Source organism: Streptomyces sp. NPDC085524 (genome assembly GCF_044541755.1).
In the GTDB taxonomy this organism is placed as follows: Bacteria; Actinomycetota; Actinomycetes; order Streptomycetales; family Streptomycetaceae; genus Streptomyces.
The window spans coordinates 17,126-42,102 of record NZ_JBITTH010000026.1 but is presented as its reverse complement, the minus strand read 5'-3'; the positions used below and the strand labels follow the sequence as shown (position 1 = coordinate 42,102).

At 71.5% G+C, this 24,977-nt stretch carries 23 protein-coding genes; 15 read left to right on the top strand and 8 right to left on the bottom strand.

Annotated features, from left to right (window positions below; genetic code table 11):
- Positions 1–10: 10 nt before the first annotated feature.
- From ACIGFK_RS32175 to ACIGFK_RS32165, 3 genes are all read right to left on the bottom strand, one after another.
- Positions 11–727, bottom strand: a complete 717-nt coding sequence (locus tag ACIGFK_RS32175) for a DUF2993 domain-containing protein (protein WP_376659497.1) — start codon at positions 725–727, stop codon at positions 11–13.
- A gap of 64 nt (positions 728–791) precedes the next feature.
- Positions 792–2,612, bottom strand: coding sequence for a hypothetical protein (locus tag ACIGFK_RS32170; protein ID WP_400054630.1), 1,821 nt, complete (start codon positions 2,610–2,612; stop codon positions 792–794).
- Positions 2,613–2,622: 10 nt separating this feature from the next.
- On the bottom strand, positions 2,623–2,877 hold the full coding sequence (locus ACIGFK_RS32165; RefSeq protein WP_376659499.1) for a MoaD/ThiS family protein: 255 nt from the start codon (positions 2,875–2,877) through the stop codon (positions 2,623–2,625).
- Positions 2,878–3,349: 472 nt separating this feature from the next.
- Between ACIGFK_RS32165 and ACIGFK_RS32160 the strand changes: the two genes are divergently transcribed.
- Both ACIGFK_RS32160 and ACIGFK_RS32155 read left to right on the top strand, forming a co-directional pair.
- Positions 3,350–4,123: a response regulator transcription factor gene (locus ACIGFK_RS32160; protein WP_376659500.1), complete on the top strand. Its 774-nt coding sequence runs from the start codon at positions 3,350–3,352 to the stop codon at positions 4,121–4,123.
- A gap of 91 nt (positions 4,124–4,214) precedes the next feature.
- Positions 4,215–5,237 carry a LacI family DNA-binding transcriptional regulator gene (locus tag ACIGFK_RS32155; RefSeq protein WP_376659501.1) on the top strand — a complete coding sequence of 341 codons (1,023 nt, stop codon included), beginning with the start codon at positions 4,215–4,217 and terminating at the stop codon, positions 5,235–5,237.
- Positions 5,238–5,331: 94 nt separating this feature from the next.
- On the opposite strand, the gene ACIGFK_RS32150 is transcribed toward ACIGFK_RS32155, so the two are convergent.
- A complete protein-coding gene (locus tag ACIGFK_RS32150; RefSeq protein WP_400054628.1) occupies positions 5,332–5,724 on the bottom strand; it encodes a hypothetical protein in 393 nt (130 codons plus the stop codon).
- Between the two features lie 158 nt (positions 5,725–5,882).
- On the opposite strand from ACIGFK_RS32150, the gene ACIGFK_RS32145 reads away from it, so the two are divergent.
- From ACIGFK_RS32145 to ACIGFK_RS32135, 3 genes are read left to right on the top strand one after another with little or no spacing between them, the layout of a single operon-like run.
- On the top strand, positions 5,883–7,106 hold the full coding sequence (locus ACIGFK_RS32145) for a S1C family serine protease (protein ID WP_400054627.1): 1,224 nt from the start codon (positions 5,883–5,885) through the stop codon (positions 7,104–7,106).
- 60 nt (positions 7,107–7,166) lie between these two features.
- Positions 7,167–7,898: a response regulator transcription factor gene (locus tag ACIGFK_RS32140; RefSeq protein ID WP_400054625.1), complete on the top strand. Its 732-nt coding sequence runs from the start codon at positions 7,167–7,169 to the stop codon at positions 7,896–7,898.
- Positions 7,895–9,352, top strand: a complete 1,458-nt coding sequence (locus ACIGFK_RS32135) for a sensor histidine kinase (RefSeq protein ID WP_386472586.1) — start codon at positions 7,895–7,897, stop codon at positions 9,350–9,352. Before ACIGFK_RS32140 ends, ACIGFK_RS32135 begins: the two co-directional genes overlap by 4 nt.
- On the opposite strand, the gene ACIGFK_RS32130 is transcribed toward ACIGFK_RS32135, so the two are convergent.
- Together ACIGFK_RS32130 and ACIGFK_RS32125 are read right to left on the bottom strand one after the other, a co-directional pair.
- Positions 9,332–10,204 carry a phosphatidylinositol-specific phospholipase C gene (locus ACIGFK_RS32130; RefSeq protein ID WP_376661773.1) on the bottom strand — a complete coding sequence of 291 codons (873 nt, stop codon included), beginning with the start codon at positions 10,202–10,204 and terminating at the stop codon, positions 9,332–9,334. The two genes, ACIGFK_RS32135 and ACIGFK_RS32130, sit on opposite strands and share 21 nt — an antisense overlap.
- 157 nt (positions 10,205–10,361) lie before the next feature.
- Positions 10,362–10,931 carry a TetR/AcrR family transcriptional regulator gene (locus ACIGFK_RS32125; protein ID WP_386472589.1) on the bottom strand — a complete coding sequence of 190 codons (570 nt, stop codon included), beginning with the start codon at positions 10,929–10,931 and terminating at the stop codon, positions 10,362–10,364.
- A gap of 130 nt (positions 10,932–11,061) precedes the next feature.
- Between ACIGFK_RS32125 and ACIGFK_RS32120 the strand changes: the two genes are divergently transcribed.
- Positions 11,062–11,919: an alpha/beta fold hydrolase gene (locus tag ACIGFK_RS32120; RefSeq protein WP_400054622.1), complete on the top strand. Its 858-nt coding sequence runs from the start codon at positions 11,062–11,064 to the stop codon at positions 11,917–11,919.
- 59 nt (positions 11,920–11,978) lie between these two features.
- Entirely contained in the window at positions 11,979–12,629 is a 651-nt protein-coding gene (locus tag ACIGFK_RS32115) for a dihydrofolate reductase family protein (RefSeq protein WP_386472592.1), read from the top strand.
- Positions 12,630–12,688: 59 nt separating this feature from the next.
- On the opposite strand, the gene ACIGFK_RS32110 is transcribed toward ACIGFK_RS32115, so the two are convergent.
- Positions 12,689–14,506, bottom strand: coding sequence for a bifunctional metallophosphatase/5'-nucleotidase (locus ACIGFK_RS32110; protein WP_376661769.1), 1,818 nt, complete (start codon positions 14,504–14,506; stop codon positions 12,689–12,691).
- Positions 14,507–14,697: 191 nt separating this feature from the next.
- Here ACIGFK_RS32110 and mshD point away from each other — a divergent pair, with 191 nt between their 5' ends.
- From mshD to ACIGFK_RS32070, 8 genes are all read left to right on the top strand, one after another.
- Positions 14,698–15,624: a mycothiol synthase gene (mshD, locus tag ACIGFK_RS32105; RefSeq protein WP_376661768.1), complete on the top strand. Its 927-nt coding sequence runs from the start codon at positions 14,698–14,700 to the stop codon at positions 15,622–15,624.
- Between the two features lie 339 nt (positions 15,625–15,963).
- Positions 15,964–18,225 (top strand): RNA degradosome polyphosphate kinase, encoded by a 2,262-nt coding sequence (locus tag ACIGFK_RS32100; RefSeq protein ID WP_376661767.1) that lies wholly within the window; start codon positions 15,964–15,966, stop codon positions 18,223–18,225.
- On the top strand, positions 18,206–19,171 hold the full coding sequence (locus tag ACIGFK_RS32095; protein ID WP_400054619.1) for a CHAD domain-containing protein: 966 nt from the start codon (positions 18,206–18,208) through the stop codon (positions 19,169–19,171). The genes ACIGFK_RS32100 and ACIGFK_RS32095 overlap by 20 nt, the downstream gene beginning before the upstream one ends.
- 245 nt (positions 19,172–19,416) lie before the next feature.
- A complete protein-coding gene (gene pstS / locus ACIGFK_RS32090; protein ID WP_376662206.1) occupies positions 19,417–20,553 on the top strand; it encodes a phosphate ABC transporter substrate-binding protein PstS in 1,137 nt (378 codons plus the stop codon).
- 128 nt (positions 20,554–20,681) lie between these two features.
- Positions 20,682–21,668: a phosphate ABC transporter permease subunit PstC gene (gene pstC / locus ACIGFK_RS32085; protein ID WP_376662207.1), complete on the top strand. Its 987-nt coding sequence runs from the start codon at positions 20,682–20,684 to the stop codon at positions 21,666–21,668.
- The gene (gene pstA, locus ACIGFK_RS32080) at positions 21,668–22,750 is read left to right on the top strand and encodes a phosphate ABC transporter permease PstA (protein WP_400054617.1); all 1,083 of its coding nucleotides are present in this window, start codon (positions 21,668–21,670) and stop codon (positions 22,748–22,750) included. Before pstC ends, pstA begins: the two co-directional genes overlap by 1 nt.
- 29 nt (positions 22,751–22,779) lie before the next feature.
- A complete protein-coding gene (gene pstB, locus ACIGFK_RS32075; protein WP_384590827.1) occupies positions 22,780–23,556 on the top strand; it encodes a phosphate ABC transporter ATP-binding protein PstB in 777 nt (258 codons plus the stop codon).
- Positions 23,557–23,689: 133 nt separating this feature from the next.
- Entirely contained in the window at positions 23,690–23,980 is a 291-nt protein-coding gene (locus tag ACIGFK_RS32070; RefSeq protein ID WP_400054615.1) for an FG-GAP repeat protein, read from the top strand.
- Here the strand turns inward: ACIGFK_RS32070 and ACIGFK_RS32065 are convergent.
- Positions 23,977–24,975, bottom strand: a complete 999-nt coding sequence (locus tag ACIGFK_RS32065; RefSeq protein ID WP_376660443.1) for an anion permease — start codon at positions 24,973–24,975, stop codon at positions 23,977–23,979. The two genes, ACIGFK_RS32070 and ACIGFK_RS32065, sit on opposite strands and share 4 nt — an antisense overlap.
- Positions 24,976–24,977 lie beyond the last annotated feature (2 nt).

Genomic DNA, 24,977 nt, shown 5'->3' with positions numbered 1-24,977 from the left:
CCGCTCTGTCTCACGATCCGGCCAGCACCACGTTCGAGCCGCCCAATTCCAGGTGCACGCCCTCTTCGTCCGAGGTCAGGGCGGTGAGCTGGAGCCCGGCCGGGAGGCCGGCGTCGAGGCTGCGGTCGAAGTCGGTCCGCTTGCGGACGAGCCGTTCCAGGCCGGGTATGCCCTCGCCGGGCACCTCGTCGGCGTGCACCCGGACGATCTTGCCGCCCTTGCCGCCCTCCGCGTCCACCAGAGTGACGGTCGACACGACGCTGCGCGTGAGGGTCTTGCCGAGCACGTCCACGCCCACGGAGACCTTCACCTTGCCGGGCGCCCCGCCGTAGGACAGGGTCGCGCCGGTCTGCGAGGCCGCCGTGAGGTCCGCGTACGTGATGAGCCCGGAGCCCTCGGCGCGCTTGGCGGTCCCGCCCGCGTAGTCCCCTGCGACCTTCACTCCGTGGAAGCTCGCGTCGAGCTCCGAGAGGCGCGTCTTGCGCCCGTCCGCCATCACCTCGATGCCCCGGAGCTTCAGGTCGACCTGTTCCAGGTCGTGGCTGAGCGCCTGGGTGAGGAAGGGGAACCCGCGGATCTCGACCTCCGCGCTGCCGGCCAGGCCCTGCCGGGCCTGGATCCGGTCCGCCAGCCGGTTCTCGGCGTAGCCGACCGCCCACCGGTCCACGCCGGCGAACAGTGCTCCCAGCACCACTCCGATGATCACGACGACACGCAGAGCCCGCACGCGCCCCTCCCCCAGTAGTCCGGTACGTGCGTTCTAGTTGACCACGCCCGATGTCAGGGACAGATCAGCTCACCACCCGGCCGATCAGGTACACGGCGGGAGCGGCCACCGCGAGGGGCAGCGCGACACCGGCCGTCATGTGCACGAACTTCGACGGGTAGTCGTACGCGGCCACGCGCAGCCCGATCAGGGCGCAGACCCCCGCCACGAGCCCGACCAGGGCCCCGCCCGCACCGACGTCGGTGAGCCCGCCCACGACGAGGCCGGCGCCCGCGGCCGAGGCCAGCGCGACCGCGACCGAGGGGGCGGTGGGCAGCGGCAGGGCGCGGGTGAACACGGCCACCGCCACGGCCACCGCACCCACGGAGACCGCGGCCGTGTCCGCCGCGAGCCAGCCCGCGCAGACGACGGCGAGGGCGGCGGAGGCCACCGAGGCCATCAGGCCGTACATGCGCTCGTCCGGGTCGGCGTGGCTGCGCAGCTGGAGGACGAGGGTGACCAGCACCCATGCGCCGAGGGTGCCGATGATCGCGCCGGGGGCGTACGTGTCGTCCACCGCGAGCACGGCGACGTCTGCGACGAGGGCTCCCGCGAAGGCGAGGGCGATGCCCTGGCGGGCCGGCCACATGCCGTTGAGGCGGAACCAGCCGGCCGCGGTGAGCGCCTGGAGGGCGACCAGCGGGACGAGCACGGCGTACTGGCCGAGGAAGGCGGCGAGGGCCATCAGCAGGCCGAGGGCGGCCGTCAGTATGGCCGACTGCGGACCGGGGTCGATGATCGGCGACCGGCCCTCGGCGCGGGCCTGCGCCGGGTCGACGGCGCGCAGGGTGTTCCCGCCGAGGGTGGGGGGCGACCAGGCGCTGTCGTCCGCCGGGCCGTCCGCCGGGCCGTCCGCGACGGGCTCGGCGGTGGGGGCGGGTGCGGCCGCCTGCGGCGGCAGGTACGCCGTCTGCTCGGCGGCGGCCTCCGGCTGCTGCTCGGCCGGGCCCGGGTAGGGCGGCAGGTACGCCGTCTCGGCTGCCGAGACGGCCGTCCCGGCGCCCTGGGACCAGTCCTGGGCGGGAGCCGGGGCGGAGGCCTGGGCGGGGGCCTGGGCGGGAACCTCGTCCCGGAACCAGCCCTCGGGCACGGCGGCCTGCGCCTGCGCACCGGGACCGTCCTGGTAGGGCGGCAGGTAGGCCGTCTCCTCGGCGGCGGCCGGAGCCGCGGGCTGCTGCTGCCCGAAGCCGTGGTGCGCGGGCGCGGCCTGCGGGTCCGGGCCGGGGTACGGCGGGAGGTAGGCGGTCTCCGCGGCCGAAGCGGGCGCGGCGGGGGACGCGGGGGACGCGGGCGGCGCGTAGGCGGAGCCGTCGCCCTGGGACCAGTCCTGGGCGGGGGCCGGAGCCCGGACCTCGTCGCGGAACCAGCCCTCGGGGGCGGCGGGCTGCCCCGCCGGGGCCTGCTGGTACTGGGGGTCCTGGTACGAGGGGTACGCCTCGGCGGCGGGGCCCTCGGGCCAGGGGACGCCCGGACCGGCACCGGGGGCGGAGCCGGCACCGGTGCCGTCCGGCCACGGGCCGCCGGCCCCGGCCTCCTCGCCCTGCGGGGCCTGCGGGGCCGGGTACGACGGGTAGGCCTCGGCGGCCGGGGCTCCGGGCCACGGCACGCCGGCCGGAGCCGGAGCCTCGCCGCCGGAGACGGCCGGGGCCTCGTCGCGGAACCAGCCCTCCGGGGCCACCGGCTGGCCGGGGACGGCGCCCAGCGGCGGCTGCACCGGCTGGTAGCCGGTGTCCCAGGTGTCGGCCTGCCAGGTCTGCGTCCCGTACGGGTCCTGCTGACCCTGCTGGTCCCCATGGTGCTGCTGCTGTTGCTGCTGTTGCTGCTGCTGTTCCTCAGGCGTGCTCATCGGCTTCCGCTCACCCGCCCGCGAACGGCGGGAGCACCTCTACGGTGCCCCCCTCGGTCAGCAGGACGGCCTCGTGCGGGCGCTTGCCCACGGGTTCGTCGTTCACGAGGAAGGAGCAGCGCTGCAGGACCCGGGTCAGCTCCCCGGGGTGGCGTTCCCGCACGGCGTCGAGCGCCTCGGCCAGTGTGTGCGCCGAGTACGGCTCCTCCGCAGTCCCGGACGCGGCCTTGGCCGCCGCCCAGTAGCGGATGGTTCCGGTTGCCACTGCAGCTCCTATCGTCGGCTCTCTACCGTCGGCCTCCATGATGACCCCTCGCGCGCCCGACCCCGGCGTGCTTCCGCGCGCCCCGGGTGCGCCCGGTCGGCCCTGCCGCACCGCCCGGCGGGCCCCCGAACCGGTGAAACCAGGGCATACCCAGGGCCCGGGCGTGGCAGGAACCACAGAATCGGAAGCGGAAGATGCCTCGGCCCCGGAAGGGCGGGTGGGCTATTCTCGAGGCGAGAGGATCCGGGCAACGTTGCCCCCGGGTCCTTTTGTGCTTTCAGCACGTTGAACGAAACGGGAACAACGGCCGTCCCCGCAGGCCTCAGGGCGCGGGGCCGCGAGGACGCCGACGGGACCGCGAACGACACCGTACGAAGCAGAACCGCGCACGTCCTCGACGGGACCGAGGAGGAACCGACGTGATGGACCAGCGATCCGTGCACCACCGTCCGGCCCGGGCAGGTGGTCGGGCATGAGCTCCCTACTGCTGCTCACCAATGCCCTGCAGCCGTCGACCGAGGTGCTGCCCGCCCTCGGCCTGCTGCTCCACAACGTCCGGGTGGCCCCGGCCGAGGGTCCCGCGCTCGTGGACACCCCGGGCGCCGACGTGATCCTCGTGGACGGCCGCCGCGACCTGCCGCAGGTGCGGTCGCTGTGCCAGCTGCTCCGCTCCACCGGCCCCGGCTGTCCGCTGATCCTGGTCGTGACCGAGGGCGGTCTGGCCGCGGTCACCGCCGACTGGGGCATCGACGACGTACTGCTGGACACCGCGGGCCCCGCCGAGGTCGAGGCCCGGCTGCGACTGGCCACCGGCCGTCAGCAGATGGGCTCGGACGACTCCCCGATGGAGATCCGCAACGGTGACCTGTCGGTCGACGAGGCGACGTACTCCGCGAAGCTGAAGGGGCGGGTCCTGGACCTGACCTTCAAGGAGTTCGAGCTGCTGAAGTACCTCGCGCAGCACCCGGGCCGGGTCTTCACCCGCGCGCAGCTGCTGCAGGAGGTCTGGGGCTACGACTACTTCGGCGGCACCCGCACGGTCGACGTGCACGTACGGCGCCTGCGCGCGAAACTCGGCCCCGAGCACGAGTCGCTGATCGGCACGGTGCGCAACGTCGGCTACCGCTTCGTGACCCCGGAGAAGGTGGAGCGGGCGGCGGCGGAAGCGGCGGCCCAGGCTGCCGCGAAGGCCGCGGCACAGGCCTCCGCGGAGGCCTCCACCCAGGCCTCCGCACACAGCGGATGAAGCCGTCACCCGGTCGGCCGAAGGCCGTGTGACCTACCTCTGGGCAGGACGCCCTGCCCAGAGGCAGGTCACCCCGCGTAGACTCCCGCACGTGGCCAAGGTGACGCGGGATGACGTTGCACGACTTGCGGGTACGTCTACCGCCGTCGTGAGCTACGTCATCAACAACGGACCCCGGCCGGTTGCCCCGGCCACGCGCGAGCGTGTCCTCGCCGCGATCAAGGACCTGGGCTACCGCCCGGACCGGGTCGCGCAGGCGATGGCCTCGCGGCGCACCGACCTCATAGGCATGATCGTCCCGGACGCCCGTCAGCCGTTCTTCGCGGAGATGGCGCACGCGGTCGAGCAGGCCGCCGCCGAGCGCGGAAAGATGGTGCTGGTCGGCAACTCCGACTACCGCACCGAGCGCGAGGTCCACTACCTGCGGGCCTTCCTCGGGATGCGGGTCTCGGGACTGATCCTGGTCAGCCAGGGCATGAGCGAGCAGGCCGCGAGCGAGATCGAGGCCTGGGACGCGCGGGTGGTGCTGCTGCACGAGCGCCCGGAGGCCATCGACGACGTCGCGGTCATCACGGACGACATCGGCGGCGCCCAGATGGCGACCCGGCACCTGCTGGAGCACGGCCACGAGTACGTCGCCTGCATCGGCGGCATCGAGAACACCCCGTCGGTCGGCGACCCGGTGGCCGACCACGTCGAGGGCTGGCGCCGGGCCATGCTGGAGTCGGGCCGCTCGACCGAGGGCCGGCTGATCGAGGCCCCGTACAACCGCTACGACGCGTACCAGGTCGCCCTGGAGGTCCTGGCCCGGCCGGACCGCCCGACGGCGATCTTCTGCGCGACGGACGACCAGGCCATCGGCGTGCTCCGGGCCGCGCGCGAGCTGCGCATCGACGTGCCCGGGGAGCTGGCCGTGGCGGGCTTCGACGACGTCAAGGAGGCGGCCCTCACGGACCCGCCCCTGACCACGATCGCCTCGGACCGCACGGCGATGGCCCGCGCGGCCGTGGACCTAGTCCTGGACGACGCCGTGCGCGTGTCGGGCTCCCGGCGCGAGCGGCTGAAGCAGTTCCCCTCGGCCCTGGTGATCCGCCGCTCCTGCGGCTGCCGTTAGCCGTCCGGCGGTAGGCGGGGAAACGGGGGTCCGACCCCCGTCCCGCGGACCCCGTCAGCCCGTCAGCCCGTCAGCCCGTCAGCCCGTCAGCCCGTCAGCCCGTCAGCAGAAAACACGTCCCGGGCAGCGACGCCGCCAGGGCCACGGCCAGCCATGCCGGGTGCGGCCGGTTGCTGCGGTCGGCGAAGGCCGCGACGATCAGCAGCGGCGGCGCGATGACGAACACGGGCAGCGTGAAGAGGGCCAGGAGCAGACCCGGGAGCAGCATGACCATGCCCAGAAGCAGGCAGACCACGGTGAAGGTCTTCGGCGTCCGGCGCATCAGCAGCGGTAGGGCGACCGGAACCTGGAAGACGAGAACGAGCCACTCGAAGTCCGTGACAGCGGCGAGGACGAGTGACACCGCGACCGCCGCCCAGGCAGCCGCCACCGCCCAGGTCCACGACTCGTCCGCGACCTTCCGACGTGCTTTCCCGTTCCCGTCCATACCGGCCCCCCAGTTTTGAACACGTTCATCTGAACACGTTCAAGATAGCGGAAGGCGGGGACTCCGGGAAGCATCCTCATTTCGGGCATACACGGTTCTGTCGGGCTTCTCAGCCCGGACTCAGGAAGCTCTCATCAACGGCGGCCAGAGTCATGGCCATGACCGAGAGCTTCCGCCGCGAAGGCGAGTACCCCCAGGAACACCGCCCGGCCCAGCCCGCCCCCTTCGGCGAGGACTGGGAGCGCGGACGTGACCGGCTGACGCAGGAGGCCGCCGCCGGGGCCTACCCCCCGCCGCCCTCCTACCCGCCCGCCGCCCCCGGCTGGCACGAGGCGCACCAGCCCCATCCCCCGGTGATCCAGGGCGAGACCGTCCCCGCCGCCACCGCCTCCGAGGGCTCCGGCGGCTGGGGCACCTGGGGTTCCGCCCCGCACGGCCCCGCCCACTCGGCGCCCCCGGCCCCCCGCGCCAAGAAGCCCGTCGCGCTGCTGGCGGCCGTCGCGCTCGCCGCGGCCGTGGTCGGCGGTGGCACCGCGGCCGCCGTCCAGCAGCTGATGACCGTCAAGGGCTCCTCCGGCGGCGGCGTGAACGGCACCAACGTCTCGCAGTCCAGCAACGGCACCGTCTCCGGCGTCGCCGAGCAGGTCAGCCCCTCCGTGGTCCGCATCGACACCCGTACGGGCTCCGGCCAGGGCACCGGCTCCGGCATCGTCCTCACCTCCGACGGCGAGATCGCCACCAACAACCACGTCGTCGCCGGAGCCTCCGAGGTCCAGGTGACGATGAGCGACGGCAAGAAGTACAAGGCCCAGATCGTCGGCACCGACCCCGACAAGGACCTGGCCCTCATCAAGCTCCAGGGCGCGAGCGGCCTCAAGGCCGCCTCCCTCGGCAACTCCGACCACGTGAAGGTCGGCGACCAGGTCGTCGCCATCGGCTCCCCCGACCGCCTCACCGGCACCGTCACCAGCGGCATCGTCTCGGCGCTGAACCGCGAGGTCACCGTCGACAAGTCCGAGCAGCGCCAGTCCCCCCAGCAGGGCACCGACGGCTGGCCGTTCTCCTTCGGCGGCCAGCAGTTCAACGGCCGGACCGGCTCGGACACGGCCACCTACAAGGCCATCCAGACGGACGCCTCCCTCAACCCGGGCAACTCCGGCGGCGCCCTCGTCAACATGAACGGCGAGATCGTGGGCATGCCCTCCGCGATCTACTCCCCGTCCAACGGCAGCTCCACCGCCGGCAGCGTCGGCCTCGGGTTCGCCATCCCGGTCAACACGATCAAGGCGGACCTGGACTCCCTCCGCAAGGGCGGCCCGGGCGGCAACGGCTCCTCCGACACCGGGAACTCCCCCGCCAACGGCTACGGCACCTCCTACTAGGTCGCCGTGCGAGGCTGGGAGACGCCGGCCCGCACCGAACACCACCACCCTGGGGGACACATGAATCCCGCCGAAGGCGAAGCGCGGATCCTCGTCGTCGACGACGAGCCCGCCGTACGCGAAGCCCTGCGCCGCAGCCTCGCCTTCGAGGGGTACGACGTACAGACCGCGGTCGACGGGCTCGACGCCCTCGAGAAGGCGGCCTCGTACGATCCCGACCTGATGGTCCTGGACATCCAGATGCCCCGCATGGACGGTCTGACGGCGGCCCGCCGGCTCCGCTCCTCGGGCAGTGTCACCCCGATCCTGATGCTCACCGCCCGGGACACCGTCGGCGACCGCGTCACCGGCCTCGACGCGGGGGCCGACGACTACCTGGTCAAGCCGTTCGAGCTCGACGAGCTCTTCGCCCGCGTCCGCGCCCTGCTGCGCCGCAGCTCCTACGCCGCCCCGCGCCCCGGTACCGGCACCCCCGAGGACGGCCTGACCTTCGGCGACCTCCGCATGGACCTCGCGACCCGCGAGGTCACCCGGGGCGGGCGGGCGGTGGAGCTGACGCGCACCGAGTTCACGCTGCTGGAGATGTTCCTGGCGCACCCGCGCCAGGTCCTGACCCGCGAGCAGATCCTCAAGACCGTGTGGGGCTTCGACTTCGAGCCCAGTTCCAACTCCCTGGACGTGTACGTGATGTACCTGCGCCGCAAGACCGAGGCCGGCGGCGAGCCCCGTGTGGTCCACACCGTGCGCGGGGTGGGCTACGTACTGCGCGCCGGCGAGAGCGGGCCCGAGTGAGCCCGGCCGCCAGATTCCGCGGGCTGCCGCTGCGCTCGCGGCTCGCGCTGCTGGTGGCGGTCGCGGTGGCGCTGGCCGTCGCGGCCGTCGCCGCCGTGTCCTGGGTGATGGTGCGGACCCAGCTGCGGGACCAGCTCGACAACTCCCTGACGACCGCGAACGAGTCGGCCAACGCCCAGGTGCTGCGGGCCTTCAGTGAGGGTGCCTGCATCGCCCGGCCGCCCGCCCCGCAGAACGGCCAGGACATCGCCGGAAACCTCAACGCGACCGTGCAGGTCGTGACGGCCGACGGCGGGCACTGCTGGGTGAGCGGTCCGGCGACGGTCCCGGTCACCGCTCTGGACAAGCAGATCGCCCGCGGCGACCGCGCCAGTGCCCTGCACGACGTGACGACCGCCGACGGTGTCGAGATGCGCGTCTACACCCGCGCCGCGCGGACCAACCCCGGATCCCCGGTCTTCGGGATCTCCATCGCCAAACCCGTCGCGGACGTCGAGAAGCCGCTGTCCACCCTGGCCTGGGTGCTGTTCCTGGTGGCCGGCGTCGGAGTCGTCGGCGCGGGCGCCGCCGGCCTGTGGGTGACCCGTACGGGGCTGCGACCCGTCGACGAACTGACCGGCGCCGTCGAGCACATCGCCCGTACCGAGGACCTCACCGTCCGCATCCCCGACGAGGGCGACGACGAGATCGCCCGCCTGTCTCGGTCCTTCAACTCCATGACGGCGGCCCTCGCCTCCTCCCAGGAGCGGCAGGCCCAGCTGATCGCGGACGCCGGGCACGAGCTGCGCACCCCGCTCACCTCGCTGCGCACCAACATCGAACTGCTCGCGCGCAGCGAGGAGACCGGCCGGGCGATCCCGCCCGAGGACCGCAAGGAGCTGCTGGCCTCGGTCAAGGCGCAGATGACGGAGCTGGCCTCGCTGATCGGGGACCTCCAGGAGCTGTCCCGGCCGGACGCCGTCTCCCCCGGCCCGCTCCAGGTCGTGGCCCTGCACGAGATCGCCGGGGCGGCGCTGTCCCGGGCCCGGCTGCGCGGTCCGGAGCTGGAGTTCACCTCCGCGCTGGACCCCTGGTACGTGCGGGGCGAGGCGGCCGCGCTGGAGCGCGCGGTGGTCAACCTGCTGGACAACGCGGTGAAGTTCAGCCCGCCGGGCGGCGCGGTCGAGGTGACGCTGCGGGCGGGCGAGCTGACCGTACGGGACCACGGGCCCGGCATCCCGGCCGAGGACCTCCCGCACGTCTTCGAGCGGTTCTGGCGCTCGGAGTCGGCGCGCGCCCTGCCCGGCAGCGGGCTCGGCCTGTCGATCGTGGCGCGTACGGCTGCCCGCGCGGGCGGCGGCGCCGAGCTGCGGGCGGCGGCTGACGGCGGCCCGGGCACGGAGGCGGTGCTCCGCATCCCGGGGGCGCCGACGCCGCCGCCCGCGGTGGAGCCGTCAGTTGTGCCGGATCAGTGAGGCGACCAGGCCGGACCGGGTGTTCGGGAAGTCCATCGGGACGATCCCGAGCCCGGTGCGGCCGGCCATCTCCCCGCCGTCGACGAAGGCGTGCACCTGCGGGCCCAGCCGGTCGGAGTTCCAGCGCGGCGGCATGTAGGCCGAGGTGCTGGTGTAGTTCACGAAGAGCCTGCCGGGCTGCTGGACGGCCTTGCGGAAGTGGTTCTCGATCTTGCCGCGCTTGGCGAAGGGCTCGGCGTTCCAGTCGTCCTGGATGTCGAAGACGTTCCCGTCGCCGTAGCGCAGCCCCGGCAGGCCGCCGTTGTCGGCGAGCAGGACCACCTTGCCGCGGGCCTGTCCGAGCGAGGGCAGGGTGTCGGCGATGCGGAACAGCGGGCGCCAGCCGCGGTTGTCCAGGTAGTCGTCGAAGACGGCGCGGAAAGTGGCGTCGCTGTCCGTGGAGTACTCCTGCTTGAGCCGCATGAGGACGGTCTCGGAGGGGTGTGCGGCGAGGAAGTTCCCGCAGGCGACGAGGACGTCCCCGAACATCAGGTCCTGGAAGAAGGCCGCGTGGTGGATGGCGAAGGAGCCGCCCGTGACCCGGCAGCGGACGTCGAGGAAGCGGATGCCGGAGTCGAGCTGCTGGGCGATCGAGGTGTTCTGGCAGGCGACGTAGAGGCCGCCCTTGGTGGCGCCGGAATCGTGCGTGCCGGGGATGGTCATGCGCTGCAGGGCGGTGGAGTCGGGCAGTCCCGCCATCCAGTCCTGGGTGCCGAGGGCCGCCGCGGCGGCGGGTGGTGTCCCGAGCCCGATGGCGGCGCCGGTCGCCAGTGCTCCGGCCAGAAACGCCCGCCGGTCCAGTCCCCTGCCCATGCCCGCCCCTTCGCCGACCCAGTGGTGGGGGCGATTATGGCGTGCGCACGTCAATTCCACTACCCGTGGGTACGAACCTCCCGCATCCCGGGTGAGGGCCAGGCCGTCTCTTTCGGATCTTGCCGGTCAAGCCCGCGCACGATCCTGAAGAGACGGCCTAGCGCTCCAGCAACTCCGCCATCCGGCGCAGCCCCTGGGCCAGCTCACGGCCGTTCGGGGCCTGCTCCGGGTCGGTCAGGCACTGCACCATGACCCCGCTGAGCAGCGCGATGTGCAGCGAGCCGAGGGACCGTACGTCCTCCTCCGCGACCTCCCCCTCGGGCACTCCGGCCAGCACGGCGGCCACCATGCGCCGGTTGCGGCGCTGCCCCTCGGCCAGGATCGCCAGCAGTTCCGGCCGGGACTGCGCGTACACGAAGGCTTCGACGGAGGCGGTCCACAGCCAGCGCATCTCGCCGAAGTCCCGGATCTTGCGGTCCCAGGTGTCGGCGTAGCGCTCCGCGGCGGTGTCACCCTGCCCGGTGAGCCGGCCGGATCCGGCGGCCCACTCCTCCATGGCGTCGAAGAGCGCCTGGTTGAGCAGGGCGTCGCGGGATCCGAAGTGGTAGCCGATCGCAGCCATGCTCACGTTCGAAGCCGTGGCGATATCGCGCACGGTCGTGCGCAGATACCCCTTCTCCTCCAGACAGCGCCGGGCTCCGGCCAGCAGGTCCTCGCGATTTCCCATACCGGGATCGTAGCCGCGCCCTCCTCCCTCTTGGGCAAGCGCGCAAGACAAACGTATTGCGCGCTTGCCCAAGAGGTGACAGGCTTCGGTCGTCGGAAAGATCCACCGGTCCCCACGGGAGGCAAGAACCATGCGCAGCGAGCTGAAGATCGACGACCGCACCCTCGCCTACACCGACTTCGGCGGCACCGGCCGCCCGCTGCTCGCCCTGCACGGCGGCATGTCCGAAGGCGCCGCCTTCACCGGGCTCGCCGCGGCCCTCGGCGAGGAATGGCGGGTCATCGCCCCCGACCAGCGCGGCCACGGCGACTCCGACCGGGCCCCCGACTACCGCCGCGAGGGATACGTCGCCGACGCGGTCGCCCTCCTCGACCACCTCGGCCTCCAGGAGCCCGTCACCGTCCTCGGCTACAGCCTGGGCGGGCTGAACGCCCTCCACCTGGCCGCCGCCCACCCCGACCGGGTCTGCGCGCTCGTCAACACGGACGCCACGGTGCAGATCCACCCCGCCGAGTCCGACTGGTTCGCCTTCCTCCGCGGCCTGGTCTACACCGCCCCCACCCGCGAGGAGCTGCTGGAGGCCGCCGGACCGCTGGGCGCCCAGATCGTCGGGCAGGCGCTGCGCCCGCTCGCAGAGGGGTCCCCCGGGACGGAGTCTGGGGGAGGGACGGGCTGGCGGCTGCCGTTCCACCCGCAGGACCAGCTCGACTCGATCGAGGCCTGCCGCGGCGACCACTGGGACGCCTGGCTCGCGAGCACCTGCCCCGCCCTGCTCATCCACGGCACCCGCAGCGCGGCACTCCCCCAGGAGGTGGCCACCGCGATGGTCACCCGGCGGCCGAACACCTCGTACACGCCCCTGGAGGGCGACCACTTCGTGCCCTTCCAGGACCCCGAGGGCTTCTACGACGCGGTGCGCAAGTTCCTGGCGGGCCTCGAGGGGGTGTCCGCCGACCGGGTGACCGACCGGGCGCGTCCGGAGCGATGAGTCCGGCCGGTCCGGGCAGTCTCCCCTGTTGTCGACGTCGACAGCGCGGGAGGAAACGCATGAACCAACTACTGAGGGTCCAGAACCTGACCGTCTCCGGCGACGGATTCGGTGCCGGTGAGGGCCAGAGCCTGGAGAGGCCCTTCGGCCACGCCGATCCCGGCGAGATGTTCTCCTGGGCCGGCGCCACGGCGAGCTGGCCGAACCGCACCGACCCCGGGGGCACCCGCGGCCTCGACGACTACTTCACGCGGGACTTCAGGAACAACATCGGCGCCGAGATCATGGGCCGCAACAAGTTCGGTCCGCAGCGCGGGCCCTGGAAGGACCTCGACTGGCGCGGCTGGTGGGGTGACGAGCCCCCGTTCCACACCCCGGTGTTCGTCATGACCCACCACGTGCGCCCCTCGTTCACCCTCTCCGACACCACGTTCCACTTCGTCGACGCCGACCCGGCCACCGTCCTGGAACAGGCGCGGGAGGCCGCGCAGGGCAAGGACGTCCGGCTCGGCGGCGGGGTCACCACCGTCCGGGAGTTCCTCGACGCCGGCCTCGTCGACACCCTCCACGTCGCGGTCTGCGACGAGGTGGTGCTCGGCTCCGGGGTACGGCTGTGGGAGTACCCCGAAGAGCTGCTGGACCGCTACCACCTCGATGTCGTGCCCAGCCCGGCCGGCGCCGTGACGCACCACCTGTTCTGGCGCAGGTGAAACGCCCGAGGGGCGGCGGGCCGAAGCCCACCGCCCCTCGGGACGCTCTACTGCCGGTACTACTTGATGACCGTGATCCGGTTCGCCGCCGGCGGGGCGATCGGGGCCGCCGCCGTCGACTTCATCAGGTACGCGTTGAAGCACTCCAGGTCCACCGGACCGTTCAGCTTGTTCTTGTGCTCCTTCAGCACGGTGAAGCCGTCACCGCCGCCCGCGAGGAACTCGTTCATCGCGACCCGGTAGGTCTTGGCGGGGTCGATCGCCTCGCCGTTCAGCTTGACCGAGTCGACGACGATCCGGTCCGCACCGGTCTTCGTCATGTCGAGGGTGTACGTGAAGCCCTTCGACACCTGAAGGATCTTCGGGTTGACCCCGTTGACCGGGCCCGTGACCTGCTGCTGGAGCGCGGTGATCAGCTGCGCGCCGGTCAGGTCCACGACGTTCATCAGGTTGTTGAACGGCTGGACCGTGTACGACTCGCCGTACGTCACCACGCCGTCGCCCTCGTCGCCCGCCGCCTTGTAGGCGAGGTCGGCGCGGATGCCGCCCGGGTTCATGATGGCCAGCTGCGCGCCGCCCTTGTCCGCCGGAGCCAGGGCCTCCAGCTGCGCGTCGGCGATCAGGTCACCCAGCGGCTTCTCCGGCGCGTCCAGGCCGCGGCCCGGGATGTCGGCGGAGATGTAGCCCTGCGGGCGGTTGGCGATCGGGGCCGCCAGCGCCTTCCAGCGGTCGACCAGCTCGGTCATGTCCGGGGCCTTGGGCAGGTCCCGGGAGACGATCTTGTTGACCGGCTTGGGCGAGGTGACCGGGGTGCGGACGATGTCCTTGGTCGCCCGGTCGTAGGTGAGGGTGGTGTCCGTGAACAGCCGGCCGTAGGAGGCCGCCGAGGTCACCGTGCGCGGGTTGCCCGCCGGGTCGGGGATGTTGCAGCTGTACGCCTGGTGCGTGTGGCCGGTGACCAGGGCGTCGACCTTCGGGTCCACGTTCTTGGCGATGTCCACGATCGCGCCCGAGATGCCGGCGCCGGCGCCCGGGGAGTTGCAGTCGTAGTTGTACGCGCCGCTCGCGGGCAGACCGCCCTCGTGGATCAGCGCGACGATCGACTTCACGCCCTGCTGGTTCAGCTCGGCGGCGTACTTGTTGATCGTCTCGACCTCGTCGCCGAACTTCAGGCCCTTCACGCCCTCGGCGGTGACGACGTCCGGAGTGCCCTCCAGGGTGACGCCGATGAAACCGATCTTCACGTCCCCCTTCTTCCAGATGAAGGTGGGCGACAGCAGCGGACGCTTGGTCTTCTCGTCCGTGACGTTCGCGGCGAGGTACTTGAACTCGGAGCCCGTGAACTCCTTGCCGTACTCGAAGCAGCCCTCGACCGGGTGGCAGCCGCCGTACGCCATGCGGCGCAGCTCGGCCTTGCCCTCGTCGAACTCGTGGTTGCCGACGCTGGTGACGTCCAGGTCGAGCTTGTTGAGCGCCTCGACGGTCGGCTCGTCGTGGAAGATGCCCGACAGCATCGGGCTGCCGCCGATCATGTCACCGGCCGCGGCCGTGACGGAGTACTCGTGGCCCTTGCGGGCCTCGCGCAGGCTGGTCGCGAGGTACTCGACCCCGCCCGCGGGTATGGCTTTGGTGGTGCCGTCGGCCTGACGCTCGGTCACGGTGCCGGAAGAGCCCTGCGGGGGCTCCAGCGTGCCGTGGAAGTCGTTGAACGACAGCAGCTGAACGTCGACGGTGCGGGCCTTGGCGGACGCACCGCCACCACTCGCGGCTCCGGCCGGAAGGGCGGCGGCAACCATGGCCCCGGCCCCGGCGGTGACGGCGAGGGCGGTGAAGGTCAACCGGCGGGCTCGGCGGTGCCGTTGTGGCGTCGCTGACATCTAATCCCCTTTGTGGACAGCGATACTGCTTGGGAGGTCCGCCGAAGCCTATTGTCAACGCGCGTAGCACGACAGGGGGTAACCGGTATCAAGCTGGTTACATGCAGGAGAAGGACGGCTCCCTGAGGTACGGAGCCGGACAACGCGGGCTGATCCTCCCCGACTCGAACGGGACGGCCTACGCTCGTGCCATGACTGACGCAACAGCGGCCCTGGAGCCGGGACGGCAGATTGAGACCCTCGACGAACTGACGGAGGAACAGGCCGAAGCCGTCCTCGCCCTGATCGAGGACGCGGCCCGGTCGGACGGCACCACCGCCGTGTCCGAGCAGGGCCGGCTCCAGCTGCGCGGCGGCCCGCGCGAGGGGATCCGGCACTTCCTGCTCACCGACGGCGGGCGGCTCGCCGGATACGGGCAACTGGAGGACACCGACCCGGTCGAGGCCCCGGCCGCCGAGCTCGTCGTCCACCCCGCGCTGCGCGGCCGCGGACACGGACGGGCGCTGGGCTCGGCCCTGCTGGCCGCCTCCGGCAAGCGGATCCGGGTGTGGGCGCACGGCGGCAAGTCCGCCGCCCGGCACCTCGCGCAGGTGCTCGGGCTGACCCTCTTCCGCGAGCTGCGCCAGCTGCGCCGCCCCCTGGCCGAGGGCGACCCGCTGCCCGAGCCGGTCCTGCCCGCCGGGGTGACCGTACGGACCTTCGTACCCGGCGCCGACGACGCCGCCTGGCTCGCGGTGAACGCGGCCGCCTTCGCCCACCACCCCGAGCAGGGCGCGCTGACCCAGCGCGACCTGAACGACCGGATCGCCCAGCCCTGGTTCGACGCGGACGGCTTCTTCCTCGCCGAGCGCGAGGGCGAGCTCGTCGGTTTCCACTGGACGAAGGTCCACGCGGCGGACAAGCTCGGCGAGGTCTACGTACTCGGCGTCCGCCCGGGCGCCCAGGGCGGCGGCCTCGGCAAGGCCCTCACCGCGATCGGCCTGCGCCACCTGGCGGCCCAGGGCCTCCCGACGGCGATGCTCTACGTGGACGCCGACAACCCGGCGGCCCTCCGCGTCTACGAGGGCATGGGCTTCACCACCCACGAGGTGGACCTGATGTACCGCACGGAAAGCTGACCCCTGCCCGGCGGGGCCGAACCGGCTCCGCCGGGCAGATCCAGCCCCGCCGGCGTTTGAGGCGCGGGCTCCGGGGCAGAGCCCCGAAAGCCCGGGCGCGGCCCGGGGCCGCTCGCGCAACGGCGCCGCACCCCAACCGCCCGGCCCAGCGCCCCGCACCCGGCAACCCGCCCCACACCGGCAAGTGCACCAGCCGGACCCGGGAAGCCACACGCCATTAACCGCGCATTCAGACACGCTTGCGACGCTCCGTGAATGCAGCCCCGGCAGCCCCGACTCCGACTGACGGCCGACACTTCCGACGCGCCTGTCCTACCGCGTGCGCGGAAGAATGGAGTCATGAGCCACAAGCCCAGCGCAGGCCCCACCGAGGTCCCCGCCCAGCACCCGTCTCAGACCGCCACCACCAGCGCCGCGGCGCAGCTCAGCGCGCCGCCGCGGCTGGGGTCCATAGCCGCGCACCGGCCCCACGTGGGCCTCGATCCGGACCTCGACGCCGATCTGGACGCGTACGAGGACAAGGACGGCAACGAGCTCCCGCCTGGCCGGTTCCTCGACCGGGAGCGCAGCTGGCTCGCCTTCAACGAGCGCGTGCTCGAGCTCGCGGAGGACCCCACCACGCCCCTCCTCGAGCGCGCGAACTTCCTGGCGATCTTCGCGAGCAACCTCGACGAGTTCTTCATGGTCCGCGTCGCCGGCCTCAAACGGCGTATCGCGACGGGTGTCGCCACCCGTTCGGCCTCCGGCCTGCAGCCCCGCGAGGTGCTGGACCTGATCTGGACCCGCTCGCGCGAGCTCATGGCCCGGCACGCCGCCTGCTTCCAGCAGGACATCGCCCCGGCCCTCGCCGAGGAGGGCGTGCACCTCATCCGCTGGCCCGACCTCACGGAGAAGGAGCAGGCCCGCCTCTTCACGCTGTTCCGGAACCAGATCTTCCCGGTGCTCACCCCGCTGGCCGTGGACCCCGCGCACCCCTTCCCGTACATCTCCGGCCTCTCCCTCAACCTGGCCGTCGTCGTACGCAACCCCGTGAGCGGCCACCGCCACTTCGCCCGGGTCAAGGTCCCGCCGATCCTCTCCCGCTTCCTGGAGGCCTCGCCGCAGCGCTACGTCCCGCTGGAGGACGTCATCGCCGCGCACCTGGAGGAGCTGTTCCCCGGCATGGAGGTGCTCGCGCACCACATGTTCCGGGTGACCCGCAACGAGGACCTCGAGGTGGAGGAGGACGACGCGGAGAACCTGCTCCAGGCCCTGGAGAAGGAACTCATGCGGCGCCGCTTCGGCCCGCCCGTGCGCCTGGAGGTCGAGGAGTCCATCGACCCGGGCGTCCTGGACCTGCTGGTGCAGGAGCTGAAGGTCAACGCCTCCGAGGTGTACCCGCTGCCCGGGCCGCTGGACCTGACCGCGCTCTTCGGGATCGCCTCGCTGGACATCCCGGAGCTGAAGTTCCCGAAGTTCGTGGCCGGCACCCACCGGGACCTCGCCGAGGTCGAGTCCGCCTCCGCGCCCGACATCTTCGCCGCCCTGCGCGAGCGGGACGTCCTGCTGCACCACCCGTACGACTCCTTCTCCACCTCGGTGCAGGCCTTCCTGGAGCAGGCCGCCGCCGACCCGGACGTCCTCGCCATCAAGCAGACGCTGTACCGCACCTCCGGCGACTCGCCGATCGTGGACGCGCTGATCGACGCGGCGGACGCCGGCAAGCAGGTCCTCGTACTGGTCGAGATCAAGGCCCGCTTCGACGAGCAGGCCAACATCAAGTGGGCGCGCAAGCTGGAGGAGTCCGGCTGCCACGTCGTCTACGGGCTGGTCGGCCTCAAGACCCACTGCAAGCTCTCGCTCGTCGTGCGCCAGGAGGGCGAGACGCTGCGCCGCTACTCGCACGTGGGCACCGGCAACTACCACCCCAAGACCGCCCGGCTCTACGAGGACCTCGGCCTGCTCACCGCCGATCCGCAGGTCGGCGCGGACCTCTCCGACCTGTTCAACCGGCTGTCGGGCTACTCGCGGCGCGAGACCTACCGCCGGCTGATGGTGGCCCCGCGCTCGCTGCGCGACGGGCTGATAGCGCGCATCGACAAGGAAGCCGCCCAGCACCGGCTCGGCCGCCCCGCCTACGTGCGCATGAAGATGAACTCGATCGTCGACGAGGCGCTCATCGACTCGCTCTACCGGGCCTCCCAGGCGGGCGTGCCCGTCGACATCTGGGTCCGCGGCATCTGCGCCGTGCGCCCCGGGGTCCCCGGGCTCTCGGAGAACATCCGGGTCCGCTCGATCCTCGGCCGCTTCCTGGAGCACTCCCGGGTCTTCGCCTTCGGCAACGGCGGCGAGCCCGAGGTGTGGATCGGCAGCGCCGACATGATGCACCGCAATCTCGACCGCCGAATCGAAGCACTGGTCAGGGTCGCCGACCCGGCCCACCGCGCGGCACTGGACCGGATGCTGGAAACCGGCATGTCCGACCTCACCTCCTCCTGGCACCTGGGCCCGGACGGCGAATGGACCCGGCACAGCACGGACTCCGAGGGCCAGCCGCTGCGGCACGTACAGGAGATGCTCATAGACGCCCGGAGGCGCCGGCGTGGCTCAGCCAAACCATGACCCGACCGCAGGTGACGTGCTCGGCGTCTACCTGACTTCCCAAGCCACGGCTTTCCTGCGCGCGCTGCGCCTGCACGATGCAGGCGCAGCAGGCGTGTCCGACTCCGGGGAGAGCAGTGAGGCGGCGCGCGGCCTGCGGGGGGCCGCGCGCCGGATCAGCGGCTCGCTCGCCACCTTCCGGGGGGTGACGGAGTCCTCCTGGGCGGACGGGCTGCGCACCGAGCTGGTGTGGCTGTCCACGACGCTGGCCGACGAGCACGCGTACGCGGCCCGGCTGACCCGGCTGATGGACGCGCTGCACCGGCTGTCGGGGTCCTCCTCCGCGGAGCTGCCCGCCCCCCGCGCCGGCGGGGGCACGGGCGCCCTCACGGTGGGTTCGGCCCGGGCGGGCGCGCTGCTGGAGCGGCAGCTCACCCTGGCCCGTACGCGCGCCCACTCGGCCACCCTGCAGGCCCTCGGCTCCTCCCGCTTCCACGCGGTGGCGGACGCGGTGGCGGTGCTGGCCTCGGAGGTCCCGCTGAACCTGGTCGCGGCCCGGGGCCGGGTGTCGGAGGTCCTGGCCCCGCTGGCAGAGGTGGCCGAAAACCGCCTGGCGGCGGCGGTCGCGGCGCTCCCCCCGGCCGACCGCTCGCACCCGTACGACTGCGACCACGACGGGCTCTGGCACGAGGTGCGCCGTCTGCTGCGGACCCACCGCTACGCACGGGAGGCGCTGGGCGGGGACGTGGCCCGGCTGGCGGCGGCGGGCGAGGCCCTGGACCGGCACCGCGACGCGGCCGAGGCCGCGGCGGCCTCGGCGACCGCGGCCCGCACCCCGCGCATCGCCCCGGCGACGGCGTACGCCCTGGGCGTGCTGCACGCGGACCAGCGCCATGAGGTCGAGGCGGCCCGGGCGGAATTCCAGGCCATCTGGCTCCCGGAACCCGTCGCAATCACGCCACGGTAACGGAGGGATAACGGATGCTTACGTCCGCGTACATACCGCTCGGCACGCACCGGGCCGTCCGCCACGGTTCACCGTCCGTTCACTCTCCTCGGTCGGCTGCTTCACCTGTTCTGCCTAATTTCGGTGGTGCAAGGAGCGAGTCGCAGGTCGGACCGGCGGCTCTCCCGGGCAAACCGACGTAGTCCTCTTCGCACGCCGCCCCGATACAGAAAGCGGCCGGCGGCTTCTGGAAGGAACACCCGAAAGTGAAGCTTCAGCGCAAGAACATGCTTCGTGCCTCTGCCCTCGGGGCGCTCGTCGTGTCCGGCGCCCTGGTCCTCACGGCGTGCGGCTCGGACGACAACACCAAGACGGCCGAAGGCAGCCCGAAGGCCTCCGCCCCCGCCGCCGGCGACATCAAGTGCGACGGCGCCAAGGGCAAGCTCCTGGCTTCCGGTTCCTCTGCCCAGAAGAACGCGGTCGAGCTGTGGATCAAGAACTACATGGCCGCCTGCTCGGGCGTCGAGGTGAACTACAAGTCCTCCTCCTCCGGTGAGGGCATCGTCGCGTTCAACCAGGGCACCGTCGGCTTCGCCGGCTCCGACTCGGCGCTGAAGCCGGAGCAGGTCGAGGAGTCCAAGAAGGTCTGCACCGGTGGTCAGGGCATCGACCTCCCGATGGTCGGCGGCCCGATCGCCCTCGGCTTCAACGTCGCCGGCGTGGACAAGCTGAACCTCGACGCCGCCACGATCGCCAACATCTTCAACGACAAGATCAAGAAGTGGGACGACGAGGCGATCAAGAAGCTGAACCCCGGGGTCACGCTTCCCGCCACCGCCATCCAGGCCTTCCACCGCTCCGACGACTCGGGCACCACCGAGAACCTCACCAAGTACCTGAAGGCCGCCGCCCCCGACGCGTGGACCTACGAGCCGGCCAAGAAGTGGGCCGCCCCGGGCGGCCAGGCCGCCTCCGGCTCCGCCGGTGTCGCCGCCCAGGTCAAGCAGGTCGACGGTGCGATCGGCTACTTCGAGCTCTCCTTCGCGAGCGCCCAGACCATCAAGACCGTCGACCTGAACACCGGCGCCTCCGCCCCGGTCAAGGCCTCCGGTGAGAACGCCTCCAAGGCCATCGCCGCCGCCAAGATCTCCGGCACCGGCTCCGACCTGGCCCTGAAGCTCGACTACACCACCAAGGCCGAGGGCGCCTACCCGCTGACCCTCGTCACCTACGAGGTCGTCTGCGACAAGGGCAACAAGGCGGAGACCCTGCCGACCGTGAAGTCCTTCCTCAACTACACCGCCTCGGACGCGGGCCAGAAGGTCCTCCTCGAGAACGGCTACGCGCCGATCCCGGCCGAGATCAACGCCAAGGTCCGCGAAGTCATCAACAGCCTCGGCTGATTCCTGACCCCGAGGTCCGGTCCACCCCCCGTCCGGGGCGGACCGGACCCGGGACCCTTCCCCTTCACCCGGGGGAATCCGGTGCACCGCCGCCAGGGGGCCTGCCCCCCACACAGACCGGAAAGACCATGGCTTTCACACCCACCCAGATAGACACGGCTCCGCCCGTCATCTCCAAGAGCAAGTCCACCGGCCGCGCCGGTGACAAGATCTTCGCCGGGCTCTCCAAGGGCTCCGGCATCCTGCTCCTGGTGATCATGGCGTCGATCGCCGCCTTCCTCACCTACCGCGCCTCGATCGCCCTGTCGAAGAACGAGGGGAACTTCCTCACCACCTTCGACTGGAACGCGTCGGCCAACCCGCCCGTCTTCGGCATCGCCGTCCTGCTCTTCGGCACCGTCGTCAGCTCGATCATCGCGATGGCCATCGCGGTTCCGATCGCCGTCGGCATCGCCCTGTTCATCTCGCACTACGCGCCGCGCAAGCTGGCCGCGCCGATCGCGTACGTGGTCGACCTGCTGGCCGCCGTGCCGTCGATCATCTACGGCATCTGGGGCGCCCTCTTCCTGGTGCCGCAGCTGAACGGCCTGAACCTCTGGCTCGACGAGTTCTTCGGCTGGACCTACGTCTTCGACAAGACCCAGGTCGGCGTCGCCCGCTCCCTCTTCACCGTCGGCATCCTGCTCGCGATCATGATCCTGCCGATCGTGACCAGCGTCAGCCGCGAAGTCTTCCTCCAGGTCCCGCGCATGAACGAGGAGGCCGCCCTGGCCCTCGGCGCGACCCGCTGGGAGGTCATCCGCATGTCGGTGCTGCCCTTCGGCCGCTCCGGCGTCATCTCCGCCTCGATGCTCGGTCTCGGCCGCGCGCTCGGCGAGACCATGGCCGTCGCGACCGTCCTCTCCCCGAGCTTCCTGATCTCCTTCCACGTCCTGAACCCCGGCGGCGGCACCTTCGCTCAGAACATCGCCGCGAAGTTCGACGAGGCCAACGAGTTCGGCCGTGACGCGCTGATCGCCTCGGGTCTGGTCCTCTTCCTGCTCACCCTGCTGGTCAACGGTGCAGCTCGCCTGATCATCGCTCGCCGCAAGGACTTCTCGGGGGCGAACGCCTGATGAGCCACGCAATCCAGGACCAGCGCCCCGCCCGGGCCCCCCGGTCCGCGCCCGCCAGCAGCCTCACCCGCGGCGGCCTGCCCCGCTGGGCCCCGGCCGGCATCGCGGCCCTCTCGACCGCGCTCGGCTGCGGCATCGGCATCGCCTTCGACCTCGGCAGCAAGATCCAGTGGGGTCTGCTCGCGGCCCTGCTGTTCATCGTCATCACGTACACCGCCAGCGCAGTGGTCGAGAACCGCCGCCAGGCCAAGGACCGCGTCGCGACCTCCGTCATGTGGGTCTGCTTCGTCCTCGCCGTGATCCCGCTGCTCTCGCTGATGTGGACCACCGTCAGCCGCGGCCTCGAACTGCTCAGCGCGAACTTCCTCACGCACTCCATGAACGGCGTGACCAGCTTCGACGAGGGCGGCGGCGTCTACCACGCGCTGCTCGGCACCATCGAGCAGGTCGCCCTGGCCACCCTGATCGCGGCGCCGATCGGCCTGCTGACCGCCGTCTACCTCGTCGAGTACGGCAAGGGTTCGCTCGCCAAGGCCGTCACCTTCTTCGTCGACGTCATGACCGGCATCCCCTCCATCGTCGCGGGCCTGTTCATCCTGACGACCTGGAACCTGATGCTCGGCTTCGGCCCCTCCGGCTTCGCCGGCGCCATGGCCCTGTCGATCCTGATGATGCCCGTCGTGGTCCGCTCCACCGAGGAGATGCTCAAGCTCGTCCCGAACGAGCTGCGCGAGGCCGCCCTGGCCCTCGGTGTGCCGAAGTGGCGCGTGATCCTCAAGGTCGTGCTCCCCACCGCCATCGGCGGTATCGCCACCGGCGTCATGCTGGCCGTGGCACGCATCGCGGGCGAGACCGCCCCGATCATGCTGCTGGTCTTCGGTACCCAGCTGATCAACGGCAACCCCTTCGAAGGCGCCCAGTCCTCGCTCCCCCTCTACATCTGGGAGCAGTACAAGGTCGGTAGTGAAGCCTCCTACGACCGGGCCTGGGCCGCAGCGCTCGTCCTGATCGCCTTCGTCATGATCCTCAATCTGGTGGCCCGCGGCATCGCCCGCTGGAAGGCCCCGAAGACCGGTCGCTGACGCGACTACTGAAAGCGAAGTGACCCCTCATGGCTAAGCGAATCGACGTCAGCGGACTGTCCGCCTTCTACGGCGCCCACAAGGCCATCGACGACATCTCGATGACCGTGGAGCCCCGCTCCGTGACGGCCTTCATCGGCCCGTCCGGCTGCGGCAAGTCCACCTTCCTGCGCACCCTCAACCGCATGCACGAGGTCACCCCCGGCGGCCGCGTCGAGGGCAAGGTCCTCCTGGACGACGAGAACCTGTACGGCACGGGCGTGGACCCGGTCGCGGTCCGCCGCACCGTCGGCATGGTCTTCCAGCGCCCCAACCCGTTCCCCACCATGTCGATCTTCGACAACGTGGCGGCGGGCCTGCGCCTGAACGGCAAGTACAAGAAGTCCGAGCTCACGGACATCGTGGAGCGGTCCCTCAAGGGCGCCAACCTCTGGAACGAGGTCAAGGACCGCCTGAACAAGCCGGGCTCCGGCCTCTCCGGCGGCCAGCAGCAGCGTCTGTGCATCGCCCGCGCGATCGCGGTCGAGCCGCAGGTCCTGCTCATGGACGAGCCGTGCTCGGCCCTCGACCCGATCTCCACCCTCGCGATCGAGGACCTGATCGGCGAGCTCAAGGAGCGCTTCACGATCGTCATCGTGACGCACAACATGCAGCAGGCGGCCCGCGTCTCGGACCGCACCGCCTTCTTCAACCTCGCCGCCGTGGGCCAGCCGGGCAAGCTCATCGAGCTCGACGACACGGACCGGATCTTCTCGAACCCGTCCGTCCAGGCCACCGAGGACTACATCTCGGGCCGCTTCGGCTAAACCCCGAGGTCACAGACGTCCTGCGGTGCTGCATGGCGGTGCCACCGCAAGGCGAGAGAAAGAAAAAGGGCCGGCTCCCCCTGGGTGGGGGGAGCCGGCCCGCTCTCGTTCCCGGCCCGGCACGCGTGATGTGATGACGGCGGGACGGACTGCTCGTCCCGTCATCATCACCGGGGGGAAGTCGTGCGCCTGCGTTCCGCTCAACGGTGACGGTTACGCCGAACTCTTCGTCGGTTCCCCGTACGAGGACGGCACGAACGACGGCACGCAGAAGAACACCGGCGCGGACCGGGCCGAAGTCCGGCTACTCCGGCGTGTCCTTCAGCCGCTGAGACGGCCCCCGGACGCAGTTTCGCCCCGCCGGACGGATCCGGCGGGGCGAAACTGCGTCCGGGTCCACGACCCGGAAGCCAGGCGCAGCTAGACGAACGCCAGGTCCACGACCCAGAAGCAGAGCGCAGCGACCAGCGCCGCGGCCGGCATCGTGATGAACCAGCCCAGCACGATGTTCTTGGCGACGCCCCAGCGGACCGCGTTCACGCGCTTGGTCGCGCCCACACCCATGATCGCCGAGGTGATCACGTGGGTGGTGGAGATCGGCGCGTGGAAGAGGTACGCCGAGCCGAACATGATCGAGGCACCCGTGGTCTCCGCCGCGAAGCCCTGCGGCGGGTCCAGCTCGATGATCTTGCGGCCGAGCGTGCGCATGATGCGCCAGCCGCCCGCGTACGTACCCAGCGACAGCATCACCGCGCACACGATCTTGACCCAGACCGGGATCGGGTCGTCGGCGGTCTGCACGTCGGCGATGACCAGCGCCATCACCACGATGCCCATCGTCTTCTGCGCGTCCTGGAGGCCGTGGCCCAGCGCCATGCCGGCCGCGGACACGGTCTGCGCGATACGGAAGCCGTGCTTGGCCTTGTGCGGGTTGGAGCGGCGGAACATCCACAGGATGACCACCATGACCAGGTACCCGGCGGTCAGGCCGACGACCGGCGAGACGAACATCGGGATGATGACCTTGTCGATCACACCCGACCAGATCACCCCGGTACCGCCCGCCAGCGCCGCACCCACCATGCCGCCGAACAGCGCGTGCGAGGAGGACGAGGGCAGTCCGAAGTACCAGGTGATCAGGTTCCAGACGATCGCACCGGCCAGGGCCGCGAAGAGGATCCACATGCCCGTGGCGCCGGTGGGCGTCTCGATCAGGCCCTCGCTGACCGTCTTGGCCACCCCGCTGCCCAGGAAGGCGCCGGCGAGGTTCATCACGGCGGCCATGGCGAGCGCCGCGCGCGGGGTGAGCGCCCGCGTGGAGACGGACGTCGCAATGGCGTTCGCCGAGTCGTGGAAGCCGTTCGTATACGTGAAGCCGAGCGCGACACCGATGGTCACGACCAGGGCAAAGGTGTCCACGA